28 protein-coding genes are annotated in these 23,715 nt (G+C 74.1%); 16 read left to right on the plus strand and 12 right to left on the minus strand.

Going from position 1 to position 23,715, the window contains the following annotated elements; all coding sequences use genetic code 11:
* The first annotated feature begins 182 nt into the window (after window positions 1-182).
* The 5 genes from NFS20_RS16115 to NFS20_RS16135 are packed head-to-tail and all read left to right on the plus strand — an operon-like array spanning window position 183 to window position 6,391.
* Entirely contained in the window at window positions 183-1,568 is a 1,386-nt protein-coding gene (locus tag NFS20_RS16115; protein WP_251152822.1) for a type 2 periplasmic-binding domain-containing protein, read from the plus strand.
* Between the two features lies 1 nt (window position 1,569).
* The gene (locus NFS20_RS16120) at window positions 1,570-2,544 is read left to right on the plus strand and encodes a carbohydrate ABC transporter permease (RefSeq protein WP_251152823.1); all 975 of its coding nucleotides are present in this window, start codon (window positions 1,570-1,572) and stop codon (window positions 2,542-2,544) included.
* A complete protein-coding gene (locus NFS20_RS16125) occupies window positions 2,541-3,500 on the plus strand; it encodes a carbohydrate ABC transporter permease (protein ID WP_251152824.1) in 960 nt (319 codons plus the stop codon). The genes NFS20_RS16120 and NFS20_RS16125 overlap by 4 nt, the downstream gene beginning before the upstream one ends.
* Before the next feature lie 40 nt (window positions 3,501-3,540).
* Window positions 3,541-4,746, plus strand: coding sequence for a zinc-dependent alcohol dehydrogenase (locus tag NFS20_RS16130; RefSeq protein ID WP_251152825.1), 1,206 nt, complete (start codon window positions 3,541-3,543; stop codon window positions 4,744-4,746).
* A 52-nt stretch (window positions 4,747-4,798) separates the two neighbouring features.
* On the plus strand, window positions 4,799-6,391 hold the full coding sequence (locus NFS20_RS16135) for a phytoene desaturase family protein (protein ID WP_251152826.1): 1,593 nt from the start codon (window positions 4,799-4,801) through the stop codon (window positions 6,389-6,391).
* Between the two features lie 4 nt (window positions 6,392-6,395).
* Here NFS20_RS16135 and NFS20_RS16140 read toward each other — a convergent pair whose 3' ends face one another.
* Window positions 6,396-6,836 (minus strand): SRPBCC family protein, encoded by a 441-nt coding sequence (locus tag NFS20_RS16140; RefSeq protein WP_251152827.1) that lies wholly within the window; start codon window positions 6,834-6,836, stop codon window positions 6,396-6,398.
* Window positions 6,837-6,996: 160 nt separating this feature from the next.
* On the opposite strand from NFS20_RS16140, the gene NFS20_RS16145 reads away from it, so the two are divergent.
* The 3 genes from NFS20_RS16145 to NFS20_RS16155 all read left to right on the plus strand — a co-directional run bounded on the left by NFS20_RS16145 (window position 6,997) and on the right by NFS20_RS16155 (window position 9,144).
* Window positions 6,997-7,668 (plus strand): ANTAR domain-containing protein, encoded by a 672-nt coding sequence (locus NFS20_RS16145; RefSeq protein ID WP_251152828.1) that lies wholly within the window; start codon window positions 6,997-6,999, stop codon window positions 7,666-7,668.
* A gap of 79 nt (window positions 7,669-7,747) precedes the next feature.
* The gene (locus tag NFS20_RS16150) at window positions 7,748-8,458 is read left to right on the plus strand and encodes a GAF and ANTAR domain-containing protein (protein ID WP_251152829.1); all 711 of its coding nucleotides are present in this window, start codon (window positions 7,748-7,750) and stop codon (window positions 8,456-8,458) included.
* Complete coding sequence (locus NFS20_RS16155; protein ID WP_251152830.1) at window positions 8,455-9,144, plus strand: GAF and ANTAR domain-containing protein; 690 nt, start codon at window positions 8,455-8,457, stop codon at window positions 9,142-9,144. Before NFS20_RS16150 ends, NFS20_RS16155 begins: the two co-directional genes overlap by 4 nt.
* Before the next feature lie 128 nt (window positions 9,145-9,272).
* Here NFS20_RS16155 and NFS20_RS16160 read toward each other — a convergent pair whose 3' ends face one another.
* Together NFS20_RS16160 and NFS20_RS16165 are read right to left on the minus strand one after the other, a co-directional pair.
* Window positions 9,273-10,154 carry a manganese catalase gene (locus NFS20_RS16160; RefSeq protein WP_251152831.1) on the minus strand — a complete coding sequence of 294 codons (882 nt, stop codon included), beginning with the start codon at window positions 10,152-10,154 and terminating at the stop codon, window positions 9,273-9,275.
* A gap of 209 nt (window positions 10,155-10,363) precedes the next feature.
* Window positions 10,364-11,254 carry an SDR family oxidoreductase gene (locus NFS20_RS16165; RefSeq protein WP_285821143.1) on the minus strand — a complete coding sequence of 297 codons (891 nt, stop codon included), beginning with the start codon at window positions 11,252-11,254 and terminating at the stop codon, window positions 10,364-10,366.
* A gap of 200 nt (window positions 11,255-11,454) precedes the next feature.
* On the opposite strand from NFS20_RS16165, the gene NFS20_RS16170 reads away from it, so the two are divergent.
* The 3 genes from NFS20_RS16170 to NFS20_RS16180 all read left to right on the plus strand — a co-directional run bounded on the left by NFS20_RS16170 (window position 11,455) and on the right by NFS20_RS16180 (window position 13,629).
* The gene (locus tag NFS20_RS16170; RefSeq protein ID WP_251152832.1) at window positions 11,455-12,117 is read left to right on the plus strand and encodes an ANTAR domain-containing protein; all 663 of its coding nucleotides are present in this window, start codon (window positions 11,455-11,457) and stop codon (window positions 12,115-12,117) included.
* 130 nt (window positions 12,118-12,247) lie between these two features.
* On the plus strand, window positions 12,248-12,832 hold the full coding sequence (locus NFS20_RS16175; protein WP_251152833.1) for a DUF2231 domain-containing protein: 585 nt from the start codon (window positions 12,248-12,250) through the stop codon (window positions 12,830-12,832).
* Window positions 12,829-13,629 carry an SDR family NAD(P)-dependent oxidoreductase gene (locus NFS20_RS16180; protein ID WP_251152834.1) on the plus strand — a complete coding sequence of 267 codons (801 nt, stop codon included), beginning with the start codon at window positions 12,829-12,831 and terminating at the stop codon, window positions 13,627-13,629. Before NFS20_RS16175 ends, NFS20_RS16180 begins: the two co-directional genes overlap by 4 nt.
* On the opposite strand, the gene NFS20_RS16185 is transcribed toward NFS20_RS16180, so the two are convergent.
* From NFS20_RS16185 to NFS20_RS16210, 6 genes are all read right to left on the minus strand, one after another.
* On the minus strand, window positions 13,630-14,301 hold the full coding sequence (locus tag NFS20_RS16185; protein WP_251152835.1) for a PAS and ANTAR domain-containing protein: 672 nt from the start codon (window positions 14,299-14,301) through the stop codon (window positions 13,630-13,632). It lies immediately after the preceding gene.
* Between the two features lie 52 nt (window positions 14,302-14,353).
* On the minus strand, window positions 14,354-15,040 hold the full coding sequence (locus tag NFS20_RS16190; protein ID WP_251152836.1) for a GAF domain-containing protein: 687 nt from the start codon (window positions 15,038-15,040) through the stop codon (window positions 14,354-14,356).
* 77 nt (window positions 15,041-15,117) lie between these two features.
* Window positions 15,118-15,810, minus strand: coding sequence for a glycosyltransferase family 2 protein (locus tag NFS20_RS16195; protein ID WP_251152837.1), 693 nt, complete (start codon window positions 15,808-15,810; stop codon window positions 15,118-15,120).
* Window positions 15,811-15,893: 83 nt separating this feature from the next.
* The gene (locus NFS20_RS16200) at window positions 15,894-17,339 is read right to left on the minus strand and encodes a bifunctional PIG-L family deacetylase/class I SAM-dependent methyltransferase (RefSeq protein ID WP_251152838.1); all 1,446 of its coding nucleotides are present in this window, start codon (window positions 17,337-17,339) and stop codon (window positions 15,894-15,896) included.
* Complete coding sequence (locus NFS20_RS16205; RefSeq protein WP_251152839.1) at window positions 17,336-18,418, minus strand: acyl-CoA dehydrogenase; 1,083 nt, start codon at window positions 18,416-18,418, stop codon at window positions 17,336-17,338. Before NFS20_RS16205 ends, NFS20_RS16200 begins: the two co-directional genes overlap by 4 nt.
* A 104-nt stretch (window positions 18,419-18,522) precedes the next feature.
* The gene (locus NFS20_RS16210; RefSeq protein ID WP_251152840.1) at window positions 18,523-18,960 is read right to left on the minus strand and encodes a DUF6098 family protein; all 438 of its coding nucleotides are present in this window, start codon (window positions 18,958-18,960) and stop codon (window positions 18,523-18,525) included.
* Between the two features lie 221 nt (window positions 18,961-19,181).
* Here NFS20_RS16210 and NFS20_RS16215 point away from each other — a divergent pair, with 221 nt between their 5' ends.
* Window positions 19,182-19,370: a hypothetical protein gene (locus NFS20_RS16215; RefSeq protein WP_251152841.1), complete on the plus strand. Its 189-nt coding sequence runs from the start codon at window positions 19,182-19,184 to the stop codon at window positions 19,368-19,370.
* Window positions 19,371-19,450: 80 nt separating this feature from the next.
* On the plus strand, window positions 19,451-19,606 hold the full coding sequence (locus NFS20_RS16220; RefSeq protein ID WP_251152842.1) for a hypothetical protein: 156 nt from the start codon (window positions 19,451-19,453) through the stop codon (window positions 19,604-19,606).
* 126 nt (window positions 19,607-19,732) lie between these two features.
* Here the strand turns inward: NFS20_RS16220 and NFS20_RS16225 are convergent, their stop codons facing one another.
* The 3 genes from NFS20_RS16225 to NFS20_RS16235 all read right to left on the minus strand — a co-directional run bounded on the left by NFS20_RS16225 (window position 19,733) and on the right by NFS20_RS16235 (window position 21,282).
* Window positions 19,733-20,569 (minus strand): alpha/beta fold hydrolase, encoded by an 837-nt coding sequence (locus NFS20_RS16225; RefSeq protein ID WP_251152843.1) that lies wholly within the window; start codon window positions 20,567-20,569, stop codon window positions 19,733-19,735.
* A 189-nt stretch (window positions 20,570-20,758) separates the two neighbouring features.
* The gene (locus tag NFS20_RS16230) at window positions 20,759-21,001 is read right to left on the minus strand and encodes a metallothionein (RefSeq protein ID WP_251152844.1); all 243 of its coding nucleotides are present in this window, start codon (window positions 20,999-21,001) and stop codon (window positions 20,759-20,761) included.
* 23 nt (window positions 21,002-21,024) lie between these two features.
* A complete protein-coding gene (locus NFS20_RS16235; RefSeq protein WP_251152845.1) occupies window positions 21,025-21,282 on the minus strand; it encodes an acyl carrier protein in 258 nt (85 codons plus the stop codon).
* Between the two features lie 316 nt (window positions 21,283-21,598).
* Here NFS20_RS16235 and NFS20_RS16240 point away from each other — a divergent pair, with 316 nt between their 5' ends.
* Genes NFS20_RS16240 through NFS20_RS16250 form a run of 3 tightly spaced genes read left to right on the plus strand, consistent with a single transcriptional unit; the run spans window position 21,599 to window position 23,665 of the window.
* Window positions 21,599-22,546: a hypothetical protein gene (locus NFS20_RS16240; protein ID WP_251152846.1), complete on the plus strand. Its 948-nt coding sequence runs from the start codon at window positions 21,599-21,601 to the stop codon at window positions 22,544-22,546.
* Complete coding sequence (locus NFS20_RS16245) at window positions 22,530-23,045, plus strand: phage holin family protein (protein WP_251152847.1); 516 nt, start codon at window positions 22,530-22,532, stop codon at window positions 23,043-23,045. Before NFS20_RS16240 ends, NFS20_RS16245 begins: the two co-directional genes overlap by 17 nt.
* A complete protein-coding gene (locus tag NFS20_RS16250) occupies window positions 23,042-23,665 on the plus strand; it encodes a DUF3618 domain-containing protein (RefSeq protein ID WP_251152848.1) in 624 nt (207 codons plus the stop codon). The genes NFS20_RS16245 and NFS20_RS16250 overlap by 4 nt, the downstream gene beginning before the upstream one ends.
* The last annotated feature ends 50 nt before the right edge of the window (window positions 23,666-23,715 follow it).

Here is a 23,715-nt window from a genome sequence, read left to right on the forward strand (position 1 = left end):
CACGGCCTCGCGGGTCGCTCCCGGGCGTGCCGTCGCGGCGGAGGAGCGCTTCGGGGTGTGAGCACCGGAGGGCGGTGCTTCACTGACGGCGTCGGTGCAGAGACTCGCCGACGCCGTCGAGCAGCACGGTGGCGTCGTCGACCCCTGCGTCCGCCCCCGTGGATCCCACGAGGAGGCCGGAGATGCGACGAGGACGCGGCACCGCAGCCGCACGGACAGGCATGCTGGCGGTCGGGGCTCTCGCCCTCGCCGCGTGCGCGCAGGGAACGGGCGACACCGAGACGGACGCCGACTTCTCGGTCGACGAGACGCCCGGAGAGATCTCGGTCATGGGCTTCGGCACGGGCGACGAGATCGGCGAGGTCCGGTACGAGCGCGCGGTCGAGGAGCTCGGCGCGGACGTGAACCTCTCCGAGGGGGAGCTGGACATCCAGGCGTTCCTCTCGGCGGTCGCGTCCGGCAACCCGCCCGACCTCGTCTACGCGAACCGCGACCAGATCGGCACGTTCGCCTCGCGCGACGCGATCCTGTCCCTCGACGAGTGCGTCGAGGCCGAGGACGTCGACATGGACGCGTTCGTCGACACCGCCGTCGAGCAGGTCACGTTCGACGGCAGCGTCTACGGGATCCCGGAGTTCAACCAGGTGCAGGTGACCATGGCCAACGCCGAGCTCCTCGACGCGGCGGGGCTCTCGGTCGAGGACGTCAACGGCTCCGACCGTGAGGCGGTCACCGCGGCCAACGAGGCGCTGATGTCCGCGGACGGCGGCACGCTGAGCGTCATCGGGTACGACTCCAAGCTGCCCGAGTTCCTCCCGCTGTGGGCCAAGTCGGTCGGCGCCGACCTGCTCTCCGAGGACGGTCGGACCGCGCAGCTCGACAGCCCGGAGGTCGTCGAGTCGCTCGAGTGGGCCGTGGCGATCTACGACGCCCAGGGCGGGTTCCCCGCGGTGAAGACGTACCGCGACTCGGCGGACTTCTTCGGCGCCGGCAACCAGTTCGCGACGGACGTGCTCGGCGCGATGCCCATGGAGCAGTGGTACATCAACGTGCTCAACGAGTCGTCGCCGGACGCCCCCATGGCGTTCGACGCGGTCCGCACCACCGACGGCGACCCGATCGCCTTCGCGTCGGGCTCGGCCTGGGCCGTGCCGCGCGGAAGCGAGAACGCCGGTGCCGCGTGCCGGTTCGCCCGGCTCATGACCGAGACCGACGCGTGGGTCGCGGCGGCGCAGGCGCGCGCGGACGCGCGCGAGCAGGACGGCCTCGTCTTCACCGGCGTCCTCACGGGCAACGAGGAGGCGGACGAGCAGATCCGCTCCGAGCTCGTGCCCGACGACGCCCCGCAGCCGTGGCAGGACGCGATCGACGCGATGTACGAGGCGAACGACGCGACGTTCGCGCTCCCCGCGAACCCTGCCGACAACGAGTTCGAGACGGCGTGGCAGGACGCGGTGAACCGCGTGCTCAACGGGCAGCAGGAGCCGGCGGAGGCCATGGCACAGGCGCAGGAGGAGGCTCAGAGCGCCCTCGACGACGCGTGGGCGCAGTGGGACGAGGAGGAGTGAGGTGACCGCGGTCGACGTCGCGGCACCGGGCGCCGCGTCGCGGGGTCACGACGGCACGCGCCGCCGACGGCGCCTCAGCCCGGGCGCGCGCCGCGAGCGCAACGCCGCGCTGCGGTTCATCAGCCCGTGGATCGTCGGCTTCCTCGTCTTCACCGCGTGGCCGATCCTCTACAGCGCCTACCTGTCGTTCACCGACTACGACGTCATCAACGACCCGACGTTCGTCGGTCTGGAGAACTACCGGGAGATGTTCCAGGACCCGAAGGTCTCGCTCTCCCTGTGGAACACGCTCGTGTACACGGTGCTCCAGGTGCCGCTGTACACGGTCGTCGGGCTGGGGCTCGCCCTGCTGCTCAACCAGGCGGGCCGGTCGGCCGGGTTCTTCCGCACGGCGTTCTTCATCCCGAAGATGACGCCGCCGGTCGCCGTGGGCGTCCTGCTCCTGCTGCTCTTCAACGGGCAGTACGGCGTCGTCAACGAGGTGCTGTCCTGGTTCGGCATCCAGGGCCCGTCGTGGACCACCGACCAGGACTGGATCAAGCCCGGGCTCGTCCTCATCAGCCTGTGGACCGTGGGCGCGGCCGTGATCATCCTCCTCGCGGCGCTGCGCAACGTGCCGAACGACCTGTACGACGCCGCGCGGGTCGACGGCGCCGGCTTCTGGCGCCGTACGCGCACCGTGACGATCCCGATGATCAGCGGGGCGATCTTCTTCGTCGTCGTCGTCAACACCATCGCGGCCTTCCAGATGTTCACCGAGGCGTACTCGGCCTACTTCGGCGCGGGCAACTCGACGTACAGCAACGACGCCGCGCTGTTCTACGTCATCTACCTGTTCCAGGAGGGCTTCCAGGAGCTCCACATGGGGTACGCGTCGGCGCTGGCGTGGCTCCTGTTCGTCGTCATCATGCTCGTGACGGTCGTCCAGCTCCTCGTGTCGAGACGCCTCGTCTACTACGAGGGGGAGCAGCGATGACCACCGCCCCGTCCTTCCCGCGCCCCGCGGTCCCCGCACCCGGCGCGGCGCCGGACCCCGCGACGGGTGACGCGAGCGCCGTCGTCCCTCCCCCGCCCCCGGGCGCCACCGCGCGGAGCCGCAGCCCCCGGCGCCGCGTGCTGCGCGTCGTCGTGCTCGTCGCGCTCCTCCTGGCGACGGTCGCGTTCGTCTACCCGCTGGTGTGGCTGCTCTCCGCGTCGTTCAAGCCGCGGGCCGACGTGTTCGACAACCGCCTGATCCCGAGCACGTTCACGCTCGACAACTACGTCACCGTCTGGCAGGAGGCGCCGCTCGCGCTGTGGCTGGGCAACACGGTCGTGGTCACGGTCCTGGCGGCCGGGCTCGTGACGCTGTCGAGCGCGCTCGTCGCGTGGGGGTTCGCGTTCTTCCGCTTCCGCGGTCGGGGGCCGCTCTTCGGCCTCGTGCTCGCGACGATGATGCTCCCCGGCGCGGTGACGATGATCCCCACGTTCCTCATCTGGAACCAGCTCGGGTTCGTCGGGACGAACGTGCCGCTGTGGGCGGGCAACCTCTTCGGCAGCGCGTTCTACATCTTCCTGCTGCGCCAGTTCTTCCTCGGCCTGCCACGCGAGCCGTTCGAGGCGGCGAAGCTCGACGGCGCGAACAACTGGCAGCAGTTCTGGCGCCTCGCGGTGCCGCTGTGCCGGCCCGCGCTCATCCTCACGTTCCTCTTCGAGGCGCAGGCGTCGTGGACCGACCTCATGCGCCCGCTCATCTACCTGCAGGACTCGTCCACGTTCACGATCCCCCGTGGGCTCAAGGCCCTCATCGACCAGTTCGGCCCGGGCGGCGAGTCGCAGTGGGAGATCGTCGTGACGGCGTCGGTCATCACGACGATCCCCATGATCCTGCTGTTCTTCCTGGGCCAGCGGCACTTCGTCGAGGGGGTGGCGACGACCGGCAGCAAGGGCTGACCCCCCTCCGCACCACGCACCACCACCCGAAGGAGACACCGTGCGAGCACTGACCTGGCAAGGACGCGAGAGCGTGAGCGTCGAGGACGTCCCCGACCCCCGGATCGAGGAACCGACCGACGCCGTCGTGCGCGTGACGTCGACGGCGATCTGCGGCTCCGACCTGCACCTGTACCGCGTGCTCGGGATGTTCCTCGACAGCGGGGACGTGCTCGGGCACGAGGCCATGGGCGTCGTCGAGGAGGTCGGCTCCGCGGCGGGCGACCTCACGGTCGGCGACCGTGTCGTCGTGCCGTTCAACATCGCGTGCGGGCACTGCTGGATGTGCACCCGCGGTCTGCAGACCCAGTGCGAGACGACGCAGGTCCACTCGCAGGACAAGGGCGCCGCCCTGTTCGGATACACGAAGCTCTACGGCCAGGTCCCGGGCGGCCAGGCGCAGTACCTGCGCGTGCCGCAGGCGCACTACGGGCCGGTCGCCGTGCCCGACGACGGCACCCCCGACGAGCGGTACCTCTATCTCTCGGACGTGCTGCCCACCGCGTGGCAGGCGGTCGAGTACGCCGACGTCCCCGAGGGCGGGAGCGTCGTCGTGCTCGGCCTCGGGCCCATCGGGCAGATGGCCGCTCGCGTCGCGCTGCACCGCGGCGCGGGTCTCGTCGTGGGCGTCGACCTGGTGCCCGAGCGCCGCACGATGGCGCACCGGCACGGCGTGCGGACGGTCGACCCGACGACGGTCGACGACCTCGCGTCCGCCCTGCGCGACCTCACGGGCGGCCGGGGACCCGACTCGGTGATCGACGCCGTCGGGATGGAGGCGCACGGCTCGCCCGTCGCGGAGGCGACGCAGAAGGTCGTCGGCATGCTGCCCGACGCCGTCGCCGCTCCGCTCACCGAGCGCGCCGGGGCCGACCGGCTCGCCGCGCTCTACACGGCGTTCGACGTCGTGCGGCGCGGCGGGACGGTGTCGATCTCCGGTGTCTACGGCGGCGCGAAGGACCCGATGCCGATGATGCAGCTCTTCGACAAGCAGGTGACGCTGCGCATGGGACAGGCCAACGTGCGGCGCTGGACCGACGACATCCTGCCCCTCGTGCAGGACGACGCCGACCCGCTGGGCGCGCTCGACCTGCGCACCCACCGCGTCCCGCTCGAGCAGGCGCCCGAGGCCTACCGGACGTTCCAGCGCAAGGAGGACGGGTGCATCAAGGTCGTGCTCGACCCGTGGGCGGAGACCACCGGGTGAGCCCGGGCGGTCGGGCGGGCGAGGGCCACCGGTCGAGCGAGGGCGACCGCTGGTGCGCACGGTAGACGCCGTCGTCGTCGGCGCGGGGCCCAACGGCCTCGTGGCCGCGAACGCGCTCGTCGACGCGGGGTGGGACGTCCTGGTCCTCGAGGCCCAGGACACGCCCGGCGGCGCCGTCCGGACCGCCGAGGTGGCAGCGCCCGGCTTCCGCACCGACCTGTTCAGCGCGTTCTACCCGCTCGCCGCCGGCTCCTCCGTGATCCGCGGCCTGCACCTCGAGGACCACGGGCTCGCGTGGTCGCGCGCGCCGTCGGTCCTCGCGCACGTGCTCGACGACGGCCGCGCCGCCGTGCTGCACGACGACCCCGAGGACACGGCGGCCGGGCTCGAGGGCTTCGCCCCGGGCGACGGCGAGGCCTGGCTGCGGATGTTCGAGTCCTGGACACGCGTCCGCGACCCGCTGCTCGACGCGCTCTTCAGCCCACTGCCGGCCGCGGGTCCGGTCGTGCGGCTGCTGCGCCGGCTCGGCGTGCCCGGCGCGCTCGACCTCGCGCGCCTCGCCACGCTGCCCGTGCGTCGCCTGGCGGACGAGACCTTCCGCGGCGAGGGCGGCGGCCTGCTGCTCACGGGCAACGCGATGCACGCCGACGTCCCGCCCGACGCCGGGGGCAGCGGCGTGTACGGGTGGCTGCTCGCGATGCTCGGCCAGGACGTCGGCTTCCCCGTGCCGGTCGGCGGGGCGGGGATGCTCGCCGAGGCGCTCGCGTCGCGGCTCGCCGCCGGCGGCGGGGAGCTCGTCACGGGCGCCCGCGTGGACCGGGTGCACGTCGCGGGCGGTCGCGCGGTGGGCGTGCGCACCGCGCAGGGCGAGCACGTCCGCGCCCGGCGCGCCGTGCTCGCCGACGTCACCGCGCCCACGCTGTACCGGGACCTCGTGGGCGCCTCGCACCTGCCCCCGCGCCTCGTCCGCGACCTCGAGCGGTTCCAGTGGGACCACCCGACGTTCAAGCTCAACTGGGCCCTCGACCGGCCGCTGCCGTGGACCGCCGAGGGAGCCGTCGGCGCAGGGACCGTGCACCTCGGCGTGGACCGGTCCGGCTTCGTCGACGTGGCGGCGGACCTCTCGAAGGGCCACGTCCCGGCCCGCCCGTTCCTCGTCCTCGGCCAGATGACGACGTCCGACCCGTCGCGCTCGCCGCGCGGGACCGAGTCCGCGTGGGCCTACACGCACGTCCCGCACGGCGTCGCGTGGACGCCCGAGGCGGTCGAGGACGAGGTCCAGCGCATGGAGAACGCGGTGGAGCGCGTTGCACCGGGCTTCCGCGACGCCGTCGTCGGCCGCCACGTCCAGAGCCCGGCCGACCTCGAGCACGCCGACGCCAACCTCGTCGGCGGAGCCGTCAACGGCGGGACGTCGGCCATCCACCAGCAGCTGTTCCTCCGACCGACCCCGGGGCTCGGGCGACCGGAGACGCCGGTCGCCGGGCTCTATCTCGCGAGCGCGTCCGCCCACCCCGGGGGCGGCGTGCACGGCGCGTGCGGCTGGAACGCCGCCCGGGCCGCGCTGGGGGCCGCAGGCGGGTGGCAGGCCGTCCCGCGCGCGCTCGCGCGCTCGGCGTGGGCCCGCCTGCTCCGAGAGACCTGACGCGTCAGGCCGTGCGCCGCTCGGCGAGGAACGCCAGCCGGCGCAGGGTCTCGCGGTTGCGCGGCGCGATCACGGCGCTGCGCACGGGCTTCGGCACGAGCGTGCCCGGGCCGCGGTCGGCGTCCTCGACGATGCGGACCCGGCACGTGTCGGGGCCCGACCCGACGACGTCGATCCGGACGTGCGCCTCCCCCGCCGGCCAGCCGCGGGCCTGGATGTCGATCGAGCCCTGCGGGTCCCACGCGCGCACGACCGTCTCGTCGTCGAGCAGCGCCGGCCACAGGCCCACCGAGTGGAGGATGCGTGCGCCGGGTGCGGGCCAGCCGTCGTCGACGGCGCGGATGCGGGCGGTGCCCACGACCCAGGTCGCGTAGGTCCAGCCGTCGGCGAGCACGGCCAGGACCGCGTCCTTCGAGCAGCGCACGGTCCGCGTGACGGTCACCATGGTCCGACCGTAGCCACGACCCGCCCACTGGCAACCCGCGGGGGGCGTACGGTGGAAGTTCGGGGAGACTCCGCGTCCCCCCGGGACCGAGAGACCGTGATGGGCGATCCAGCGCGGCGGACTCGCTACTGGCGTCGGTCGCCAGACGGGACGCAGACCCATGGCTCTCTCCAGCTATCTCCACGAGTTCGCGGCGCGTGCCGCGGACGCCCTCGGCGGAGACCTCGAGGCGTCCATCACGGTCCGCGAGCACGGCATCACGATGCGCGCCGGCAGCAGCGGGGACGGCGCCGGACGGTGCGACCAGGCAGAGGCCAGGGCCGACGCCGGGCCCTGCATCGACGCGATGATCGGGAAGTCCGTCCTCGTCGTCGCGGACGTCGCACAGGAGTCACGGTGGGACGCGTGGCGCGAGCAGACGACGCGCGAGGGGTTCGCCAAGGCGCTCGCCGTGCCCTCGGAGGTCAGCCCGGGCGTGTCCGTCGCGCTCAACCTGTACTCCCGGTCCCCGGACGGCTGGCCCGCCGAGATGCTCGGGACGGCCGACGCGTGCGCGCGCCTGATCGCCGCGGGCGTGCGCCTGCACCTGCAGTTCGCCGACGTCGAGGACGCGGCGGCCGGGCTGTACCGGAGCATGTCGGACGGCGTCGCCGTCGAGCGGGCCGTCGGCGCGATCATGGAGACCAACGGCTGCTCCCAGGACGAGGCCCGCGAGGTGCTGCGGTCGGCGTCGGAGCACCGCGGCGTGAGCCGGCGCGTGATCGCCGAGTCGATCCTCCGCTCGCTCGCGCCGGGCAGCGGGGACGACGTCGTCGACGACCGCGAGCGCTGACGACAGCGCGCGAGCACGCGGATCGGTGGAAAACTTGTCGGTCTGGCAGGGTGAGGGTGGACAGGAGGAAGGGGGCGCGGTGGACGCGTCGGCGCTGCTCGGACTGCTCGCGCGGTCGCTCGCAGGCATCGACCCCGACATGGCGATGCCCTCGCGGCTGTGCCGCGCGTGCGTCGAGATCCTCGGGGCGCAGAGCGGCGCGCTGACCGTGCGCGCCACGCCTGAGGACCGCGTGACGGTCAGCTCTTCCGACGGGATGTCGGCGGAGATCGAGGACCTCGAGGAGCTGCTCGGCGAAGGGCCGGGCCAGCTCGCGCTCGACGAGGACCGCATCGTCGTCACCGAGCTCGACGGCGACAGCCCGACGGACCGGTCCTTTCCCGTCTTCTCGCACCTCGTGGCCTCCATCACCGGCCCGGCCACGGCGTACGCCGTGCCCATGCACGCCGGGGGCCGGGTCATCGGGGTGCTCAGCCTCTACGTCACGACCAGCCGGCTCGCGCGCGACGCCGACGACGTCCAGTTCCTCGCCGACGCCGTCGGGACGGCCCTGCTCGGTGAGATCGAGTCGATCGACTGGTCGGCCAGGTCCCGCATCCACCAAGCGACCGGCATGGTCACGGCTCAGCTGCACATCTCGCCGCGCGACGCGCTGGCGGTCCTGCGCGCGCACGCGTTCGCCGGCTCCGCCACGCTGGAGGACGTCGCGCAGGACGTGCTCGCGCGACGCATCGGCTTCACCGACCACGAGACCGACGCCATCACGATCGAGAGGACCGAGGAGCCATGACGCCGCGCACCCCCACCGACTCCCTCGCCGACGCGGCCCGGGCGCTCCTCGGCGAGCACGACGTCACCGACCTGCTCGCGCGCCTCACCCGGGATGCGGTGCTGTTCGCCGGAGCGGACGCGGCCGGGCTCCTCGTCCGAGCGGACGGACGGCTGGAGACGCTGACCACGACGTCGCACGCGGCCGAGCACCTCGAGGCGTTCCAGTCGCAGCGGGCAGAAGGCCCGTGCGTCGACGTGGTCGAGACCGGCCAAGCCGTCGAGGCGGTCGGCCGCCAGGAGATCGTGGACCGCTGGCCGACCGTGGGGCCCGCGATCGTCGCCGCGGGCTTCCGTGTCGTGCACGCGGTGCCGCTCGCGTGGCAGGGGGGCGTCGTCGGCGGCCTCAACGTCTTCGGCCGGGAGCCCCTCACCGACGAGCAGCGCCGCTCTGTGCGGGCGTGCGCCGACATGCTCACGCTCGTCGTGGGCCAGCCCTACCGCCTCAGCACGCTGGACTTCGGCCGGAGCATCGCACGGGCCCTCCGGGACCGGGTCGTGGTGGAGCAGGCGAAGGGAGCGCTCGCCCACCTCCTCGACGTCGACGTCTCCGCCGCCTACGACGAGCTGGTCGCCCGCTCCGAGCGTGACGGCGTCTCGCTGACCGCCGTCGCGCACGACGTCCTCCTCGAGGCCCAGGCAGGCTGAGCAGCCGCCGCAGGTCGTCGGAGGACCGGCCCCTGCGCGACGAGCGGACCGAGGACGTCCTGCAGGTCGCGCCCGGTCTCGCTCGTCGTCAGGTCGACGGGTGTGTCCGTCAGATGGTCGGGACCTCCTCAGTCCTTGTGGAGGGCGTCCTTGACGACCCCAGCAGCCTTCTCGAGCCCGGACGGCTTCGGCGTGGTGCCGTGGAACCGCTCGTCGGGCTGGGTGGGCGGCGGCATCGGGACACCGGCCGGCGGCGTCGGGACGTACTCGAACTCGCCCTTGCCGTCCGGGGTCGGACCGCTCGCCCAGCGGCCCTCGGACGCGTGCTCGCCGTCCGAGAAGTTGATGTACTGGTACGACACCGACCGGTCCTCCTGCTTCAGCGGGAACGTGCTCGGCACGGGAAGCTCCTCGATGCCCTCGTCGCGCAGCTCCTGCGCCGCGGCGAGCCACTGGTTCTGGTGCATCGTGTCGCGTGCGAGCAGGAACGAGAGCAGGTCCTTCACCCCCGCGTCGTCGGTCATGTGGTAGAGCCGGGCGACCTGGAGCCGACCCTGCATCTCGGCGTTCGCGTTGGCCGTGAAGTCGGCGAGCATGTTGCCGCTCGCGGTGATGTAGCCGGCCGTCCACGGGTTGCCGTTCGAGTCGACCGGGCGCGCGCCGGCACCGGCGACGATGGCGTGCTGCGGGTCGGTCCCGCCGACGATCGCCGCGATCGTCGGGTCGTCCTGCATGGCGCCCTCCACGACCCCGACCGGCGCCTTCTCGAGCAGCTGCGCGATCATCGTCGCGAGCATCTCGACGTGGCCCATCTCCTCCGCTCCGATGCCGTAGAGGAGGTCCCGGTACTTCCCGGGCAGGTGGGCGTTCCACGACTGGAACCCGTACTGCATGGCGACGGTGATCTCGCCGTACTGCCCGCCGAGCACCTCCTGGAGCTTGCGGGCGTAGACGGCGTCGGGCTTGTCGGGCTTGGCGCTGTGCTGCAGCTCTTGACGGTGGAAGAACATGGTCTCTCCTTCGAGAGAGTCGGCCGCCACGGCACGGCACCGCGTACCGGACAGGCCCCGGCACGCGCCTCGTTCTCGACGCGTCGAACGTGCGACCAGCGTCGACCGGCGTCCTCCCGGTCGCATCTCGTGACGTGTCCGAGGTGCGACCGGGAGGGATGCGGCGAGGAGGCGCCGGGAGACGCAGCCCCGGCCGACGGGACGACGTCTCAGAGCAGCCGGCCGCCCGTGACGCCGAGACGGTCGCCGGTGATGTAGCTCGACTCCTGCGAGGCGAAGAAGACGTAGGCGGGCGCGAGCTCGGCGGGCTGGCCCGCGCGGCCGAGCGGCGTGTCCGCGCCGAACTGCTCGACCTTCTCCTCCGGCATGGTCGCCGGGATGAGCGGCGTCCAGATCGGGCCCGGGGCGACCGCGTTGACGCGGATGCCCTCCTCGGCGAGCTGCTGCGACAGCCCGCGCGTGAAGTTGAGGATCGCGGCCTTCGTCGACGCGTAGTCGAGCAGCTGCGGGCTCGGCTGCGTCGCCTGGATCGACGTCGTGTTGATGATCGAGCCGCCGCGGGGCAGGTGGTCGAGCGCCGCCCGGGTGATCCAGAACAGCGCGTAGACGTTCGTCTTGAGGACCCGGTCGAGCTGGTCGGTCGTGATGCCGCGGAGCCCGTCGTCCTGCGCCATCTGGTAGGCGGCGTTGTTGACCAGCACGTCGAGGCCGCCGAGTCCCGCCACCGCGTCCTCGACGAGCTGCCGGCAGAATGCCTCCTCCCGGATGTCGCCCGGGACCAGCACGGCCTTGCGGCCCGCGTCCTCGACCCAGCGCGCCGTCGTGCGGGCGTCCTCCTCCTCCTCGGGGAGGTAGGAGATCGCGACGTCGGCGCCCTCGCGAGCGAACGCGATCGCGACCGCGCGCCCGATGCCGGAGTCGCCGCCCGTGATGAGCGCCCGCTTCCCCTCGAGGCGCCCCGAGCCCTCGTAGGACTCCTCCCCGTGGTCGGGCTCCTGCGACATGTCCCCCGTGCGGCCGGGCGGCTGGAGGTCGTCGGCCGGCTGCTCCGGCTCCGGGTGCTGCGTGGTCGGGTCCTGCGGCGTGGTCTGGTCCGTCATGGGTGCTCCCGTCTCGGTCGGTCGGTCGTCCGTCCAGCATGGGCACGACGCCCGGCGCTCGCAGCGGCACGCACCCTGCGGTGCGAGCGCATGCGCCCTGCGTACGGTGAAGGTCAGGGCGGTCCGACGACCGCCGTCATGCCGACACGACGGCCACGCTCGCAGGACACCGGCGTGCACCGTCAGACAGGACGGACGCCATGAGCATCTCCCGCTACCCGTCCGAGTTCGCCCAGCGTGCGGCCGCGGTCCTCGGGTCCGACCTCGAGGTGAGCATCACGCTGCGCGAGCACGGACTGAGCCTGCGCGCAGGGAGCAGCACCGAGTCCGCGGCGCGGTGCGACCAGGCGGAGGCGCTCGCCGACGCCGGCCCGTGCATCGACGCGATCGGCCGCGGGACGGCCGTCCTCGTGCCGGCCATCGCGACGGACGACCGCTGGGAGGCGTGGCGCGACCAGGCCGTGCGCGAGGGCTTCGTCTCCTCGCTGGGCGTCCCGGCCCTGGTGGAACCGGACGTCGGCGTCGCGCTCAACCTCTACTCGCGGTCGCCCGACCCCTGGACGGATCGTCTGCGCGCGGCGGCCGACTCGTACGCCCAGCTCGTCGCGTCCACCGTGCGGCTGCACCTCGAGCTCGCCGAGCTGGAGGACCGCACCGCCGGCCTCTACCGCGAGATGTCCGACGTCGTCGCCGTCGAGCGTGCCGTCGGTGCCGTCATGCACACGAACGGCTGCAGCGAGGCGGAGGCCCGACGCATCCTGGAGTCCGCCTCGCAGCACCGCAACGTGAGCCGGCGGGAGGTCGCGGAGACGGTCCTGCGGGCCCTGGTGGTCACCGACGACGACTCCGTCAGCGGGGGCTGAGCGACCGGGTCGTCCCGCACCCTTCCTCGGGGCCTCTCACCCCGGTCCTGCGCGCGAGCGTGCGGAGCGGATCCTGCCTACGGTCGACGACGAGGCGTCGAGACCTGTGCGCACCGACCGAGGAGGCGCCATGTCCACCGAACCGACCGACACCCCCGCCCTGCTGGGTGCCGTGCGACGGCTCGAGGAGTCGTCGAGCGTCGACGGCCTCTCGGGCATCGTGCGGGGTGTCGCCCTCGCCGTCGTGCCCGCGCACGGCAGGCTCCGCGAAGAGCTGCACGGCCGGTCGCTCGGCCACGCGCTGCACTCGACCCTGACCGACGTCCCGGTCGGCCTGTGGACGAGCGCCGCGGTGCTCGACCTGACGGGCGGCGAACGCAGCGCCCCCGCGGCACAGCGCCTCGTGGGTCTCGGCCTCCTCGCCGCGGTCCCGACTGCTCTCACCGGGCTGGCGGACTACCTCGCGGTCGACCGTCGGGCCCGTCGCGTGGGCTCCGTCCACGCGACGCTGAACGGCGGGGTGTCGGTGCTGTACGGCGCGTCGTGGCTCCTGCGACGCGGGGGCCGACGACGCGCGGGTGTCGCGGTCTCGCTGCTCGCGTACGGCGTCGCCGGAGCGAGCGCCTACCTCGGCGGGCACCTCGCGCAGGCGTTGCGCGAGCCGCCGGCCGACGTCGCGCTGGGTTCCGAGGACGACGCCTCGGGGGCGGCGTGAGGTCCCGGGGCCCGGCCGCCGGGCCGGCGGACCGCGACGTCGCGCTGGTCACCGGCGCCTCGAGCGGCATCGGGCTCGCGATCGCGCGCGAGCTCGTCGAGCGCGGTCACGACGTGCTGGTGGTCGCCGACCGCGAGGTCGACGACGCCGTGCGGCACCTGGGGAGCAGGGACGGCGTCCGGGTGACCGGGTTGGAGGTCGACCTGACGACCCCTTCCGGTGTGGAGGCGGCCGCGGCCCGCGCCCGCTCCCTGGGCGTGCGGACCGTGGTGCTCAACGCCGGCGTCGGCGTCCACGGGCCGTTCTTCCGGACCCCTCTCGAGGCCGAGCTGGGGCTGGTCGACCTCAACGTCCGGTCCGTCGTGCACCTCACCCACCTGCTGCTGCCGGAGCTGCTCGCGCAGGGCGACGGGCGGCTGCTCGTCACGTCGTCCGTCGCCGGGACCATGCCGGCCCCGCTGTTCAGCACGTACGCGGCGTCGAAGGCGTTCCTCCGCTCCTTCGCCTGGTCGCTGCGGGGCGAGCTGACCGGCACCGGCGTCACCGTGACCGCGCTCCTGCCCGGGCCGACGCGCACCCCGTTCTTCGCCGAGGCCGGGATGCGCCGCACCCGTGTGGGACGGCTGCCGAAACCCGGCGCGGCCATGGTGGCACGCAAGGCCCTCGACGCGCTCGAGGCGGGGCGCCCGGAGGTCACCACGGGATCGGCGGGCACGACGATGCTCCTGGCGTCCCGCGTGCTCCCGCAGCGCGCCCGCAGCGCGTTCCACGGGTGGTTCTACGGGCCGAGGGCCTGACTACCGGAGCATCTCGACCACGCGCCGCACGACGTCCGGTGCGCCGCTGGTCGCCGTGCCGACGACCTGCTCGGCCAGCTCGCGCAACGGGACGTTGCGGTCGTTCGACACGCGGCGGAGACGGCGGAACGCCTCCTCCGGGTCCACCGCGCAGGCCAGGGCGACCATGCCCTTGGCCTGGTCGATCGGTCCACGGCTGTGCGCTGCGGCGGCGATGTCGCGCTCGGCCCGGGCCGCGGCCTCGGCCCGGACCGTCTGCGTGACGTCGATGAAGTAGCCCACCAGCTCGATGACCTGCCCCGTGTCGGCGCGTCGTCGTCCCTGGCCGACGACGACCAGCGACCTCTCGCGCCCACGGGCGTCCATGATCCGGTGCAGGCTGGAGAACGGCTCCCCCGTGCGACGCGCCTGCTCGAGCACCTGTCGCACCCGGTCACGGTCGTCGGGGTGCTTGTGCGCGAGGACGAGCGCGGTGGTCGGCACGACGTCACCAGGCGCGAACCCGTGCATGAGGAACGTCTCGGACGACCACCACCACACGCCGGTGGCCAGGTCGAGCCGGTAGCGGCCGATCTGCTGGCCGGCGCCCCGGGCCAGGGCGTGCTCGATCTCTGCGTCGTGGACGGACATCCTTGACCACCGGTTCTCGATGTCGGCGAGGAGCCAGGGCAAGACTCGACGGTCCGAACCTAGCCCACTTTCACCCGGTCGGGGACACGACCGCTCACGAGGCTCGCGCCGACCCGAAGCTCAGACGGCGTTCCAGGACGTCGTCGATCACGGCCGCGAGCGTGGACGCGCGCGACAGGGCACGCCCGCGGAGGACCGCGAGCGCGTCGTCGGGCCCGACCCGCAGCTGGGCGATCACCATCCCGATCGCGCGATGCCTCCTCGTCTGGTCGGGCCACTGCTGCTCGAGCGGGGCACGAGAGCCGAGCAGCACGGCGCAGGCCGTGTCCGCGAGCGGCTGTGCGTCGTCGGTCGGGATCGGTGCTCGACCGGCCTCCTGGTACAGGGTCAGCGACCCCAGCGGTCGCCGGTCGAGGCGGAGTGGAACGGCGACCACCCCCGCCGACGCCCTGACACCGGCGGCCGCGGAGGCGAAGAGCGACAGCGCCGGAGGCTCCTCCGCGTCCCTCGAGAGCGACAGGGCGACCGGGCGGTTCTCGACGTATGCCAGCCGGCCCGGCCCTTCGCCCAGGACTTCCTGCAGATCTTCGAGCCGTCGCGTCACCGCGTCCGACGTGCTGGCGCTCAAGCGCTCGACGCCGGTCGGCAGAAGCGTCAGTGCCCCTCCCTGTGCGCCGAGCACCTCCACGCAGGCGCTGCACAGCCCGCTCGCCAGCGGCAGTCCCGGATCCAGCCGGGCCAGCAGGCGGGCGACCCGACCCGGTTGCAGTGCGTCGACCACTGAGCCTCCCCTCCTGTCACCTCAGTGTCTGCATCACACGCTCCCGCTCGCCTCTTCGGGGGGTCGCGGTGCCGCGCCTAGGCGGACCGTCCGAGGGGTATCAGGTCCTCTCGCAGGTGCCGCGCGTAGCCGCCCGGGGTCCGGCCGACGAGCCGTCCGGAGGTCAGCACCTCCCCGACCGCGTCGGCGACGACCCGGGCGCCCGACCGCTGCGCCGCGTGCACGAGCCCCACGTCCTCGTGCTCGGCGACGGCCGCGAAGCCGCCTGCCGCGTCGTAGGTCGCCAGGCGGATGCCGAGGTTGGCGCCGTGCACGTGCCCGTTCGCGTGCCCCGGGACGTGGCGCTCCCGCCACGCCGCGACACGGTCGGGCGAGAGGTCGTCGAGCCGGGGTCGTACCGTGCCCACGACCACGTCCGCACCGTCGTCGGCCAGGGCGAGGTGGTGCGTCAGCCAGTGGTCGGGCACCACCGAGTCGGCGTCGGTGCACGCGAGCCAGACCCTCTCCCGGGCCTGCCCACCCGCGCCCAGGAGGTCGAACGCCGCCTCGACGCCCGCGCGTCGCGCCGGGCCCACGCCCGCGCGGTCCAGGACGAGGGCGGGCACACCGACGGAGGCGACCACGTCCGCGCTCGCATCGGTGCAGCCGTCGAGCACGACGAGCACGACGACGGACAGACCGGGCCGCGCGTCGCCCAGGGTGCGGACCGCACGCCCCACGGAGTCCAGGCAGGCCGGGAGCAGCTCCTCCTCGTCGTGCGCGGGGACCACGACGAGGACCGCTCCGACAGGAGGAGCACCTCCCTCACGACCGCCGCCCGGGCCGGCTGCCCGCGTGCCGTGACGCCCCGCGGTCATACCAGCCCCGTCTCGCGCGCGACCGAACGTGCGGGGCGCCGGGCCAGGACGTCGAGCAGGAAGTCCTCCTCCTCGTGGTGCGCGACGACGCCCAGCTCGGGCCGTGCGACGACGCGCGCCTGTACCTCGTCCCCGGCGAGCGGGTACTCGGGGACGTCGTGGCGCCAGTGGCACGCGACGAGGACCCCGTCGTCCGCGAGCGATCCGACGGCCCGGTCCAGCGCGCGGTCGAGGTCTTCGCGCCCGTAGTAGTACAGGACCTCGGAGAGCACGACGAGGTCGAACTCGCCCTCCGGCCACTCGTCCGGGGTGTCGAGCCGGAGCAGCTCGACTTCCGGGCCGAGGCGGCGGCGGGCCGCCGCGAGCGGCGCGTCGGCGACGTCGACGCCCACGACACGGTCGGCGCGGGACGCGACCTCCGCCGTGAGCACCCCGGTGGAGCACCCGATCTCGAGCGCCGCGCGGAACCGCGGCCGCGGCAGCGACGCGAGGAGGACGGCGCGCTTGCGCTCCTCGTACCAGCGCGACTCGAATCCCCAGGGGTCGGCGCGACCGGTGTAGAAGCGGTCGAAGAAGTCCCGTGCCAGGGAGCGGTCGGCGTCGGCACGCCCGCTCCCGCCGGCCGCCTCGGACGGGCCTGCCTCCCGGTCGGGCCCGTCCGTCTCGACGAGCACCTCGACCGGTCGGGCCGCGTGGCGCAGCATCTCGGGGCCGACGACGGCTTCGTCGCCCGGACGCGGGGACAGCGGGCCGACCTGCGACGCGTGCGCGGCGACGGCCTTGGCCTTCGCCGCGGTCTCCGCGTCGGTGAGGCGCAGACCGCGCAGCGCGTCCCACGGCACGTCGGGACCTGTCGGGTCGCCCCAGTGCCAGAGCCACAACGGGTACTCGACGAGCCGGACGCCGCGCCGCGCCGCGACCTCGGCGGCGACCTCCCCGGCGATGCGGTGGTCGCGGTGCCCGTCGCCCCGCCACGGCGCGCACAGGAGGGTGCTGCGCCCCTCCGGGCCGGTCGACGCCGGGCCGGTCGCGGTGGCGCGGGCGACGTCCAGGGCCGCGCCGACCGCGGTGCGCAGCGCGTCCCGGCGCTCGCGCAGGCCCCCGTCGGGGAGACCGAGCAGGAGCACGCGCGAGCCCTCCGCCAGGGCGTCCACCGCCTCGAGCAGCTCGCGGCGTCGCGTCGCGCGCAGCTCCGCGGGCGAGGTCGTCGAGCCCGGGTGAGAACCCTCGCCGTCGGTCGCGACGACGAGGGTCACGGGCACGCCGCGTGCGGCGAGCCGGTGGACGAGGCCTCCCGCGCCGAGCGACTCGTCGTCGGGGTGCGCCGCGAGCACGACGAGCGCCGCGACGTCGTCCACGTCGAGGTCGCGCGGCCGGTCGAGGACGCCCGCGCGCACCCAGTCGTCCTCGGACGTCCCGGGCTCCCTGTGGTCGAAGCTCACCACGGCCGCTCCCCCGCCGCGAGCAGGTCCCGCCCGAGCGCGGCCTCGTCCCGCTCGGCGTGGTGCTGGCGCACGTAGAGGCCGAGGTCGGCGACCCGGCGCGCGAACTCCTCGTCCGTCGTCAGCGGACCGGGCCCGAGTGCGTGGGCGCACCGGCGCTGCACCTCCTCCACGGCGTCGGCGACGACCGACCGGGCACGCCGGGCGACGAGCGCGGCGTCCGCGCCCGCCACACCGGCGTCGACGGCGGCGGCCGCCTCCGCGAGGACCGCGCGGGCCGCGCCCAGGGCGACGTCGGTCGCCCCGAGGTGCGCGAGCGCGAGCTGGTCCGGCTCCCGACGGCTCAGCGCCTCCCAGAGCGTGCGAGCGAGCCCGACGGCGCCGCCCCACCAGCACGCGGCGACGCCGATCCCGCCCCACGCGAACCCGGGCCGCTCGAGATACCAGCCCGCCGCTCCGACGGGCACGGCCGGGGCGGCGTCGAACCGGACGGGGGCGCTGACCACCTGCGCGAGGCCCCGGGCGACCCACGGCCCCTCGGCCGGCACGACCGACGCCGGGCGCAGGTCGACGGCGAACAGGCGCCGGCCCTCGTCAGTCCACGCCGTGACGAGCGCGTGGCTGAGGTCGGCCGCGAGCGAGCACCAGGGTTTGGTGCCGGTCAGCGACCACGCGTCGTGCGTCGCGGTCGCCTCGAGCCGCGCGCCCGGCCCCTCGGCGGCGAAGACTCCCCACGTGCTGCGCTCGCCCGCCCCGACGGCGTCGAGATCGACCGGGACGGGGGCCTGGGCGAGGATCGCGAGCGCGTCGAGGTGCGGCTCGAGCGTCCGGGCGACGCCCACGTCGACGGCCGCCACGGCCGCGAGCGCCGCCCACAGGTCCGCGGTGCGACCCGTGCCGGGGAGCGGGAGCCGCGCGGCGACGTCGGCGACCCACGCGATCGTCGCGGGGACGTCGGTGCCCAGGCGACGCACGGTGTCCAGGTCGTCGGCGGTGAGCACCCCACCACCCGTCGAGCCCGGCGCTGCCAGGGGCACCCCGTCGAGGGCGGACACGTCGGTGCGCGCGAGCGCGGTCATGAGGGCCTCCCGGGCGCCGGTCGAGCGGCCACGTCCGGGCCAGCCCCAGGGTCGGTGCGGTCGTCGCCCCCCGCAACCGCTGCACCGCGGCCCCGTGCGCTCCGTCAGGTGCCGTCGTCGCCGGCGTCGAACACCTCGCGGTAGAGGCGCCCCGCCTCGTCCACCACGCCCGGGTCGAGCGAGGCGACGGGCAGCACCCGGACGAGGAGGGGTTCGCAGTCCGGACCCCGCCCGGAGATCTCGCCCGTGAGGAACCAGGGGAAGCGCTCGGTCGTCATGAGATGGGCGTACTGGCACAGCTGCCTCGCCACCCAGTGCTCGACGGGCCGGTCCCACCACGGCTCGGGGTTCATCGGGTTGACGCTCAGCCCCGGCAGGAGGCAGCCGCTCTCGTGGTCGCGGCTCACGCTCCGCCGGTCGTCCTCGGGCCCCCCGCTGAACCGGACGTACAAGGGGTCGACGACACCGACCAGCTCCGCGACCTCCGCGAGAGTTCGCAGCCGCGGGAGCCCGTCGAGAGTGCCGCTGTCCTGGATCGTCATCGAGACCTTCCTGACTCCACCGCACGGCTCGTGCCGTGCGACCGGGCGGGGCCAGTTCTCGACTCCGTGACGACCGGGTGACGCGGCGGCCGTCGACGTCAGGCTACGAGGGTCGGCCGCCGTGGGCACCCCGGGCCTGCGAGCGCTGACGGCGCGTGCGACGGTGACGGGACCGCCGCCCGCCCGGGCGCCGGAACGACGTCGTCTGCGGAGGTGCCGACATGAGCGAGAGCGACGAGCAGGGCCGAGGCTACGACCCCGGCGAGGACCCCGACGCCGACCCGCGCTCCCTCAACCCACGGGTGGGTGAGGGGGCCCAGGACACCGACGACGGGGGCGACCCCGACGCCGACCCGGCGAACCTCAACCCGCGCTCCGGCGGCGAGGCGTCCGGCGACGACGGCGCCTGACGCCACCGGGCGGTCTCGCCGCCGTTTCGTCCTCCCCGGATCGTCCGACCTCGCGCTCGAGGCGGCGGGAGACTCCGGCCGTGAGTCGAACCCCCTCGGATGTCGACGTCGGGGGCTGCACCGGTGCGAGCGAGACGGTGGACCGTGCTCTCGGCGGCGCCGCGCTGACGGTCGTCGAGAACGCCGATCTCGGCCTCGCCGACGGCCGCGCAGCCGGGATGCGGGCGTGGTGGTGACGACCCTCGGGTCTTCTGCCGGCGTGCGGGGATTCGTCCTGTCTCCCGTGAATCGGCCGGTGGTGGGCCCGCGTCGCCGGGAGACGGAAGGTCGCGGCGACGCGGGCGCGAGTCGTGAGGAGCCGGTCAGTCGACGCTGGAGCCGCGGATGAAGTCGAGGATGTCGGCGTTGATCACGTCGGCGTGGGTGGTGGGCATTCCGTGCGGGTAGCCCGGGTAGGTCTTGAGCGTGCCGTTGACCAGGAGCTTGACCGACAGCTCGGCGGAGTCGGCGATCGGCACGACCTGGTCGTCCTCGCCGTGCAGCACCAGGGTCGGCAGCGTCACGGCCTGCAGGTCGGCGGTGAAGTCGGTCTGCGAGAACGCCACGACACCGTCGTAGTGGGCCTGAGCGCCGCCGGCCATGCCCTGGCGCCACCAGTTGGCGATGACGCCCTCCGCGGGCTCGGCGCCGTCGCGGTTGTAGCCGTAGAACGGGCCCTCGGCGAACTCGCGGAAGAACGCGGCCCGCCGAGTCGCGACCTGCTCCTGGACGCCGTCGAAGAACTCCTTGGGCAGACCACCGGGGTTGGCCTCGGTCTGCACCATGATCGGCGGTACGGCGCTGATCAGCACGGCCTTCGCAGCCCGGTCCTGGCCATGGCGGGCGAGGTAGTGGACGACCTCGCCGCCGCCGGTGGAGTGGCCCACGTGGACGGCGTCGTGCAGGTCGAGGTGCGACACGACCGCGGCGAGGTCGTCGGCGTAGTGGTCCATGTCGTGACCGGTGGCGACCTGCTCGGAGCGGCCGTGGCCGCGGCGGTCGTGGGCGACGACCCGGAAGCCCTGGTGCAGGAAGAACATGAGCTGGGCGTCCCAGTCGTCCGACGACAAGGGCCAGCCGTGGCTGAACACGATGGGCTGGCCGCTGCCCCAGTCCTTGTAGAAGATCTCGACGCCGTCGGTGGTGGTGATCGTGGGCATGAGGGTCCTCGTCCTTCGTGCAGATGATCCGGGCGGCGGACACCGCCCGGCCCGACGATTCAAGCGCTCTGACTACCGCGACGCCACGGAGGAACCCCGCAGCCGCTGTTGCGTCGCCTCTCTCGCCGGTCGCGAGCGCACGACGTGGGCCGCGGCGCGTCGCGCACCGCGGCCCGCTCGGGCGAGGGCTCAGCCGCGCACGCTGTCGGTGAGGTCCGCCCCCGTGGTCTCGCGCGCGCAATGGCTGCAGCAGAACGTCTGGTCCCCGACGTCGACGCCGTGGCCCAGGACCGCGCAGCCGCAGTGCGCGCACCTGACCGCCATCGCGTGCACCGCGCACTCGAAGGAGTCGAAGACGCCGCTCGACCCGTCGTGCCGCGTGATGGTGAAGGTGCGGTCGTAGTCGTTCCCGCACATGTCACAGGTAGCCATGACGGCTCCCTCCGTGGTCGACCTCAGCCCTGCTGCGAGCCCTGCGGCGAGGTGGCGGACGTGCCGTGCTGCGTCAGCTCGGCCAGGAAGCGGTGGCACTGCTGCGCGCGCTCGGAGTCCTCCTGCATGACCTTCTCGAAGAACGACGCGATCTCCTCCTTGCCCGCGTTCCGTGCGTCACGGACGTACTGGCCGTAGTCGTGCCCGGCCTTGAGCGAGTGGTACTGCACCGAGATGAGGTCGAACGTGACGTCGTCGAACCCGGTCTCTCCTGTAGCCATGATCTGCTCCTCCGGCACACCGGCGTCGGTGCGTGGTCGTGATGCCGAGCCGCGGCCCGGCGGGTGCGACGGCCTGCTGCTGGACCACCTCCACCGTCGCAAGGCTCGCGGGGCTCGCAACCGCAGCCGGTCCATCCGCACGGTCCGAGCGGACGGCGGACGGACCACTCCTCGTACGTTGCGAGCGGCGCGCACGTGCCTACCGTGAGAACTGGTCATGAAGCGGCCGTACCGGTGGAGCAGAGCCCGGCGCGGTCTCCGCTCCGCCGTCAGTCCCAGATCCTCTACGGGCGAGGACGACGACAGGAGTCCGACCATGAGCGAGACGAACGTTCCCTACGGCACCGGCCCCGGTTCGCCGGGTTCCGCGACGCCGGACGACGGGGGCACGGGGGGCAAGCACGCGACCGGGGTCAAGGACCGGGTCGGCGACGCGGCGTCCCACGCGGGCGACGCCGGGCGCGAGGTCGCCGGTGACGCGAAGGAGAAGGCGCGCGACGTCGCGCACGAGGCGAAGGACCGCGCTCGAGGTCTGGTCGAGCAGACGCGGGACGAGCTGAGCACGCAGGCGTCGTCGCAGCAGCAACGCCTCGCCGGTGGCCTGCGCTCGCTGGGCGACGAGCTGCGGCAGATGGCCGACGGCACGCAGGACCCGGGGTACGCGAGCGACCTCGTCCAGCGCGCGGGCGACGCGACCGGCCGCGTCGCGGACTGGTTCGAGGAGCGCGATCCCTCGTCGGTCCTGCGCGACGTCGAGGACTTCGCGCGCCGGCGTCCCGGCCTGTTCATCGCGATCGCGGCCGGGGCGGGCCTGGTCGTCGGCCGCCTCCTGCGGGGCGCGAAGGACGCGTCCGACACCGGACCCGACCGGTCCGAGGGCGCCGGCTCGACCGGCTACGGCACCGAGGGCTACGGGACGACCGGGGCGACCGCGGGCTACGGGACCGAGGACTACCGGTCGACGGGGACGACGACGGGCTACGGCACCGGCGGCTACGGCACGGGCTCCGCGTACGCGACCGGGGCGACGACCGGGTCCGTCGGCACGACGGCCGGCGGGGTGTCCGGGTCCGGCGTGGCAGGCGGGGAGCCCGGTGCCCGCACGACCGGCACGTACGGACTCGGGGACGACGCGCTCGTGCCGGATCCCGAGCAGCCGACCACCGCGGAGCCGACGCCGCCGCCGTCATTCCCGCCGACGCCCACGGGCGGCGCCGCGGGGACCTCCACGCTCGGGGGTGAGGCCGATGTCGAGCGCACCTGACCCGTTCGCCGCGGCGAGCACGTCGCGGCACGCCGCCGCCACGGGGCCGGACCTCGGGACCGGCGGTCCGGGCCTCGGCGCGGGCGCCGTCCCGGCGGACCCGGTCCTCCCGCCCGAGCAGCAGAGCGTCGGCGAGCTCGTCGCCGAGGTCAGCCGCGACCTCTCCACGCTCATGCGGCAGGAGGTCGAGCTCGCCAAGGCCGAGGCGAAGCAGTCGGCGCAGCGCGCCGGGAAGGGCGCCGGCATGCTCGCCGGCGCGGGCGTCGCGGGGCACATGGTCCTGCTGTTCCTGTCGATCGCCCTGTGGTGGTCGCTGGGAACCGTCATGGGCCACGGCTGGTCGGCGCTCGTGGTCGCGGTCCTGTGGGCCGTGGTCGCGGCCGTCCTCGCCGCGGTCGGTCGCAAGCAGCTCAAGACCGTCGAGGGCATGCCCGAGACCGCCGACACGATCAAGAAGATCCCGAACGCCGTCCGAGGACACGAGGAGAAGAACTCATGAGCACCAGCGACCCGGAGGAGATCCGCGCCGACATCGAGCGCACGCGGAGCGACCTCAGCCGCGACGTCGACGCGCTCGGCGACAAGGTGAGCCCCGGCAACGTGGCACGGCGTCAGGTCGACCGCGTGAAGTCCGGCGTCGGCTCCGTGAAGGACCGCGTCATGGGCAGCGCCCACGACACCGCGGGCTCCGCGCGCGACACGACGCACGACCTCGCGGACCGCGGTCGCGAGGCGGCGTCGTCCGTCGCGGACTCCGCGCGCGGCGCCGCGTCGTCGGTCGCCGACACCGCCCGCTCGGCCCCCCGCGCGGTCCGGGAGCAGACGCAGGGCAACCCGCTCGCCGTGGGCCTCGTGGCCTTCGGCCTCGGTCTGGTCGCGGCCTCGCTCATCCCGGCGAGCCGCACGGAGCAGCGCGCCGCGACGACCGTCAAGGAGAAGGCGGCGCCGCTCGTCGACGACGTCAAGGCGACGGCCACCGAGATGGTCGACGACCTGAAGGAGCCCGCGAAGGAGAGCGCGCAGGCGGTCGCGGACTCCGCGAAGGACGCGGCCCGCTCGGTCGGCGAGCACGGGCGCGAGGCCGCCCAGGACGTCCGCTCGCAGGCCACGGAGGGCTGAGCACGTCGGAGGCCCGGGCGACCCCGTCGCCCGGGCCTTCGCGCGCCCGT

Source organism: Cellulosimicrobium sp. Marseille-Q4280 (assembly GCF_943181405.1).
In the GTDB taxonomy this organism is placed as follows: Bacteria; Actinomycetota; Actinomycetes; order Actinomycetales; family Cellulomonadaceae; genus Cellulosimicrobium.

Bases quoted from the DNA above. Each gene is read 5' to 3' on its own strand.
- NFS20_RS16230 (WP_251152844.1), bottom strand. From the start codon at position 21,001: ATGGCTACCTGTGACATGTGCGGGAACGACTACGACCGCACCTTCACC.
- NFS20_RS16205 (WP_251152839.1), bottom strand. From the start codon at position 18,418: ATGACCGCGCTCGCGCGCACCGACGTGTCCGCCCTCGACGGGGTGCCC.
- NFS20_RS16175 (WP_251152833.1), top strand. From the start codon at position 12,248: ATGTCCACCGAACCGACCGACACCCCCGCCCTGCTGGGTGCCGTGCGA.
- NFS20_RS16125 (WP_251152824.1), top strand. From the start codon at position 2,541: ATGACCACCGCCCCGTCCTTCCCGCGCCCCGCGGTCCCCGCACCCGGC.
- NFS20_RS16240 (WP_251152846.1), top strand. From the start codon at position 21,599: ATGAGCGAGACGAACGTTCCCTACGGCACCGGCCCCGGTTCGCCGGGT.
- NFS20_RS16145 (WP_251152828.1), top strand. From the start codon at position 6,997: ATGGCTCTCTCCAGCTATCTCCACGAGTTCGCGGCGCGTGCCGCGGAC.
- NFS20_RS16225 (WP_251152843.1), bottom strand. From the start codon at position 20,569: ATGCCCACGATCACCACCACCGACGGCGTCGAGATCTTCTACAAGGAC.
- NFS20_RS16210 (WP_251152840.1), bottom strand. From the start codon at position 18,960: ATGACGATCCAGGACAGCGGCACTCTCGACGGGCTCCCGCGGCTGCGA.
- NFS20_RS16250 (WP_251152848.1), top strand. From the start codon at position 23,042: ATGAGCACCAGCGACCCGGAGGAGATCCGCGCCGACATCGAGCGCACG.
- NFS20_RS16245 (WP_251152847.1), top strand. From the start codon at position 22,530: ATGTCGAGCGCACCTGACCCGTTCGCCGCGGCGAGCACGTCGCGGCAC.
- NFS20_RS16235 (WP_251152845.1), bottom strand. From the start codon at position 21,282: ATGGCTACAGGAGAGACCGGGTTCGACGACGTCACGTTCGACCTCATC.
- NFS20_RS16115 (WP_251152822.1), top strand. From the start codon at position 183: ATGCGACGAGGACGCGGCACCGCAGCCGCACGGACAGGCATGCTGGCG.
- NFS20_RS16165 (WP_285821143.1), bottom strand. From the start codon at position 11,254: ATGACGGACCAGACCACGCCGCAGGACCCGACCACGCAGCACCCGGAG.
- NFS20_RS16140 (WP_251152827.1), bottom strand. From the start codon at position 6,836: ATGGTGACCGTCACGCGGACCGTGCGCTGCTCGAAGGACGCGGTCCTG.
- NFS20_RS16155 (WP_251152830.1), top strand. From the start codon at position 8,455: ATGACGCCGCGCACCCCCACCGACTCCCTCGCCGACGCGGCCCGGGCG.
- NFS20_RS16215 (WP_251152841.1), top strand. From the start codon at position 19,182: ATGAGCGAGAGCGACGAGCAGGGCCGAGGCTACGACCCCGGCGAGGAC.
- NFS20_RS16170 (WP_251152832.1), top strand. From the start codon at position 11,455: ATGAGCATCTCCCGCTACCCGTCCGAGTTCGCCCAGCGTGCGGCCGCG.
- NFS20_RS16160 (WP_251152831.1), bottom strand. From the start codon at position 10,154: ATGTTCTTCCACCGTCAAGAGCTGCAGCACAGCGCCAAGCCCGACAAG.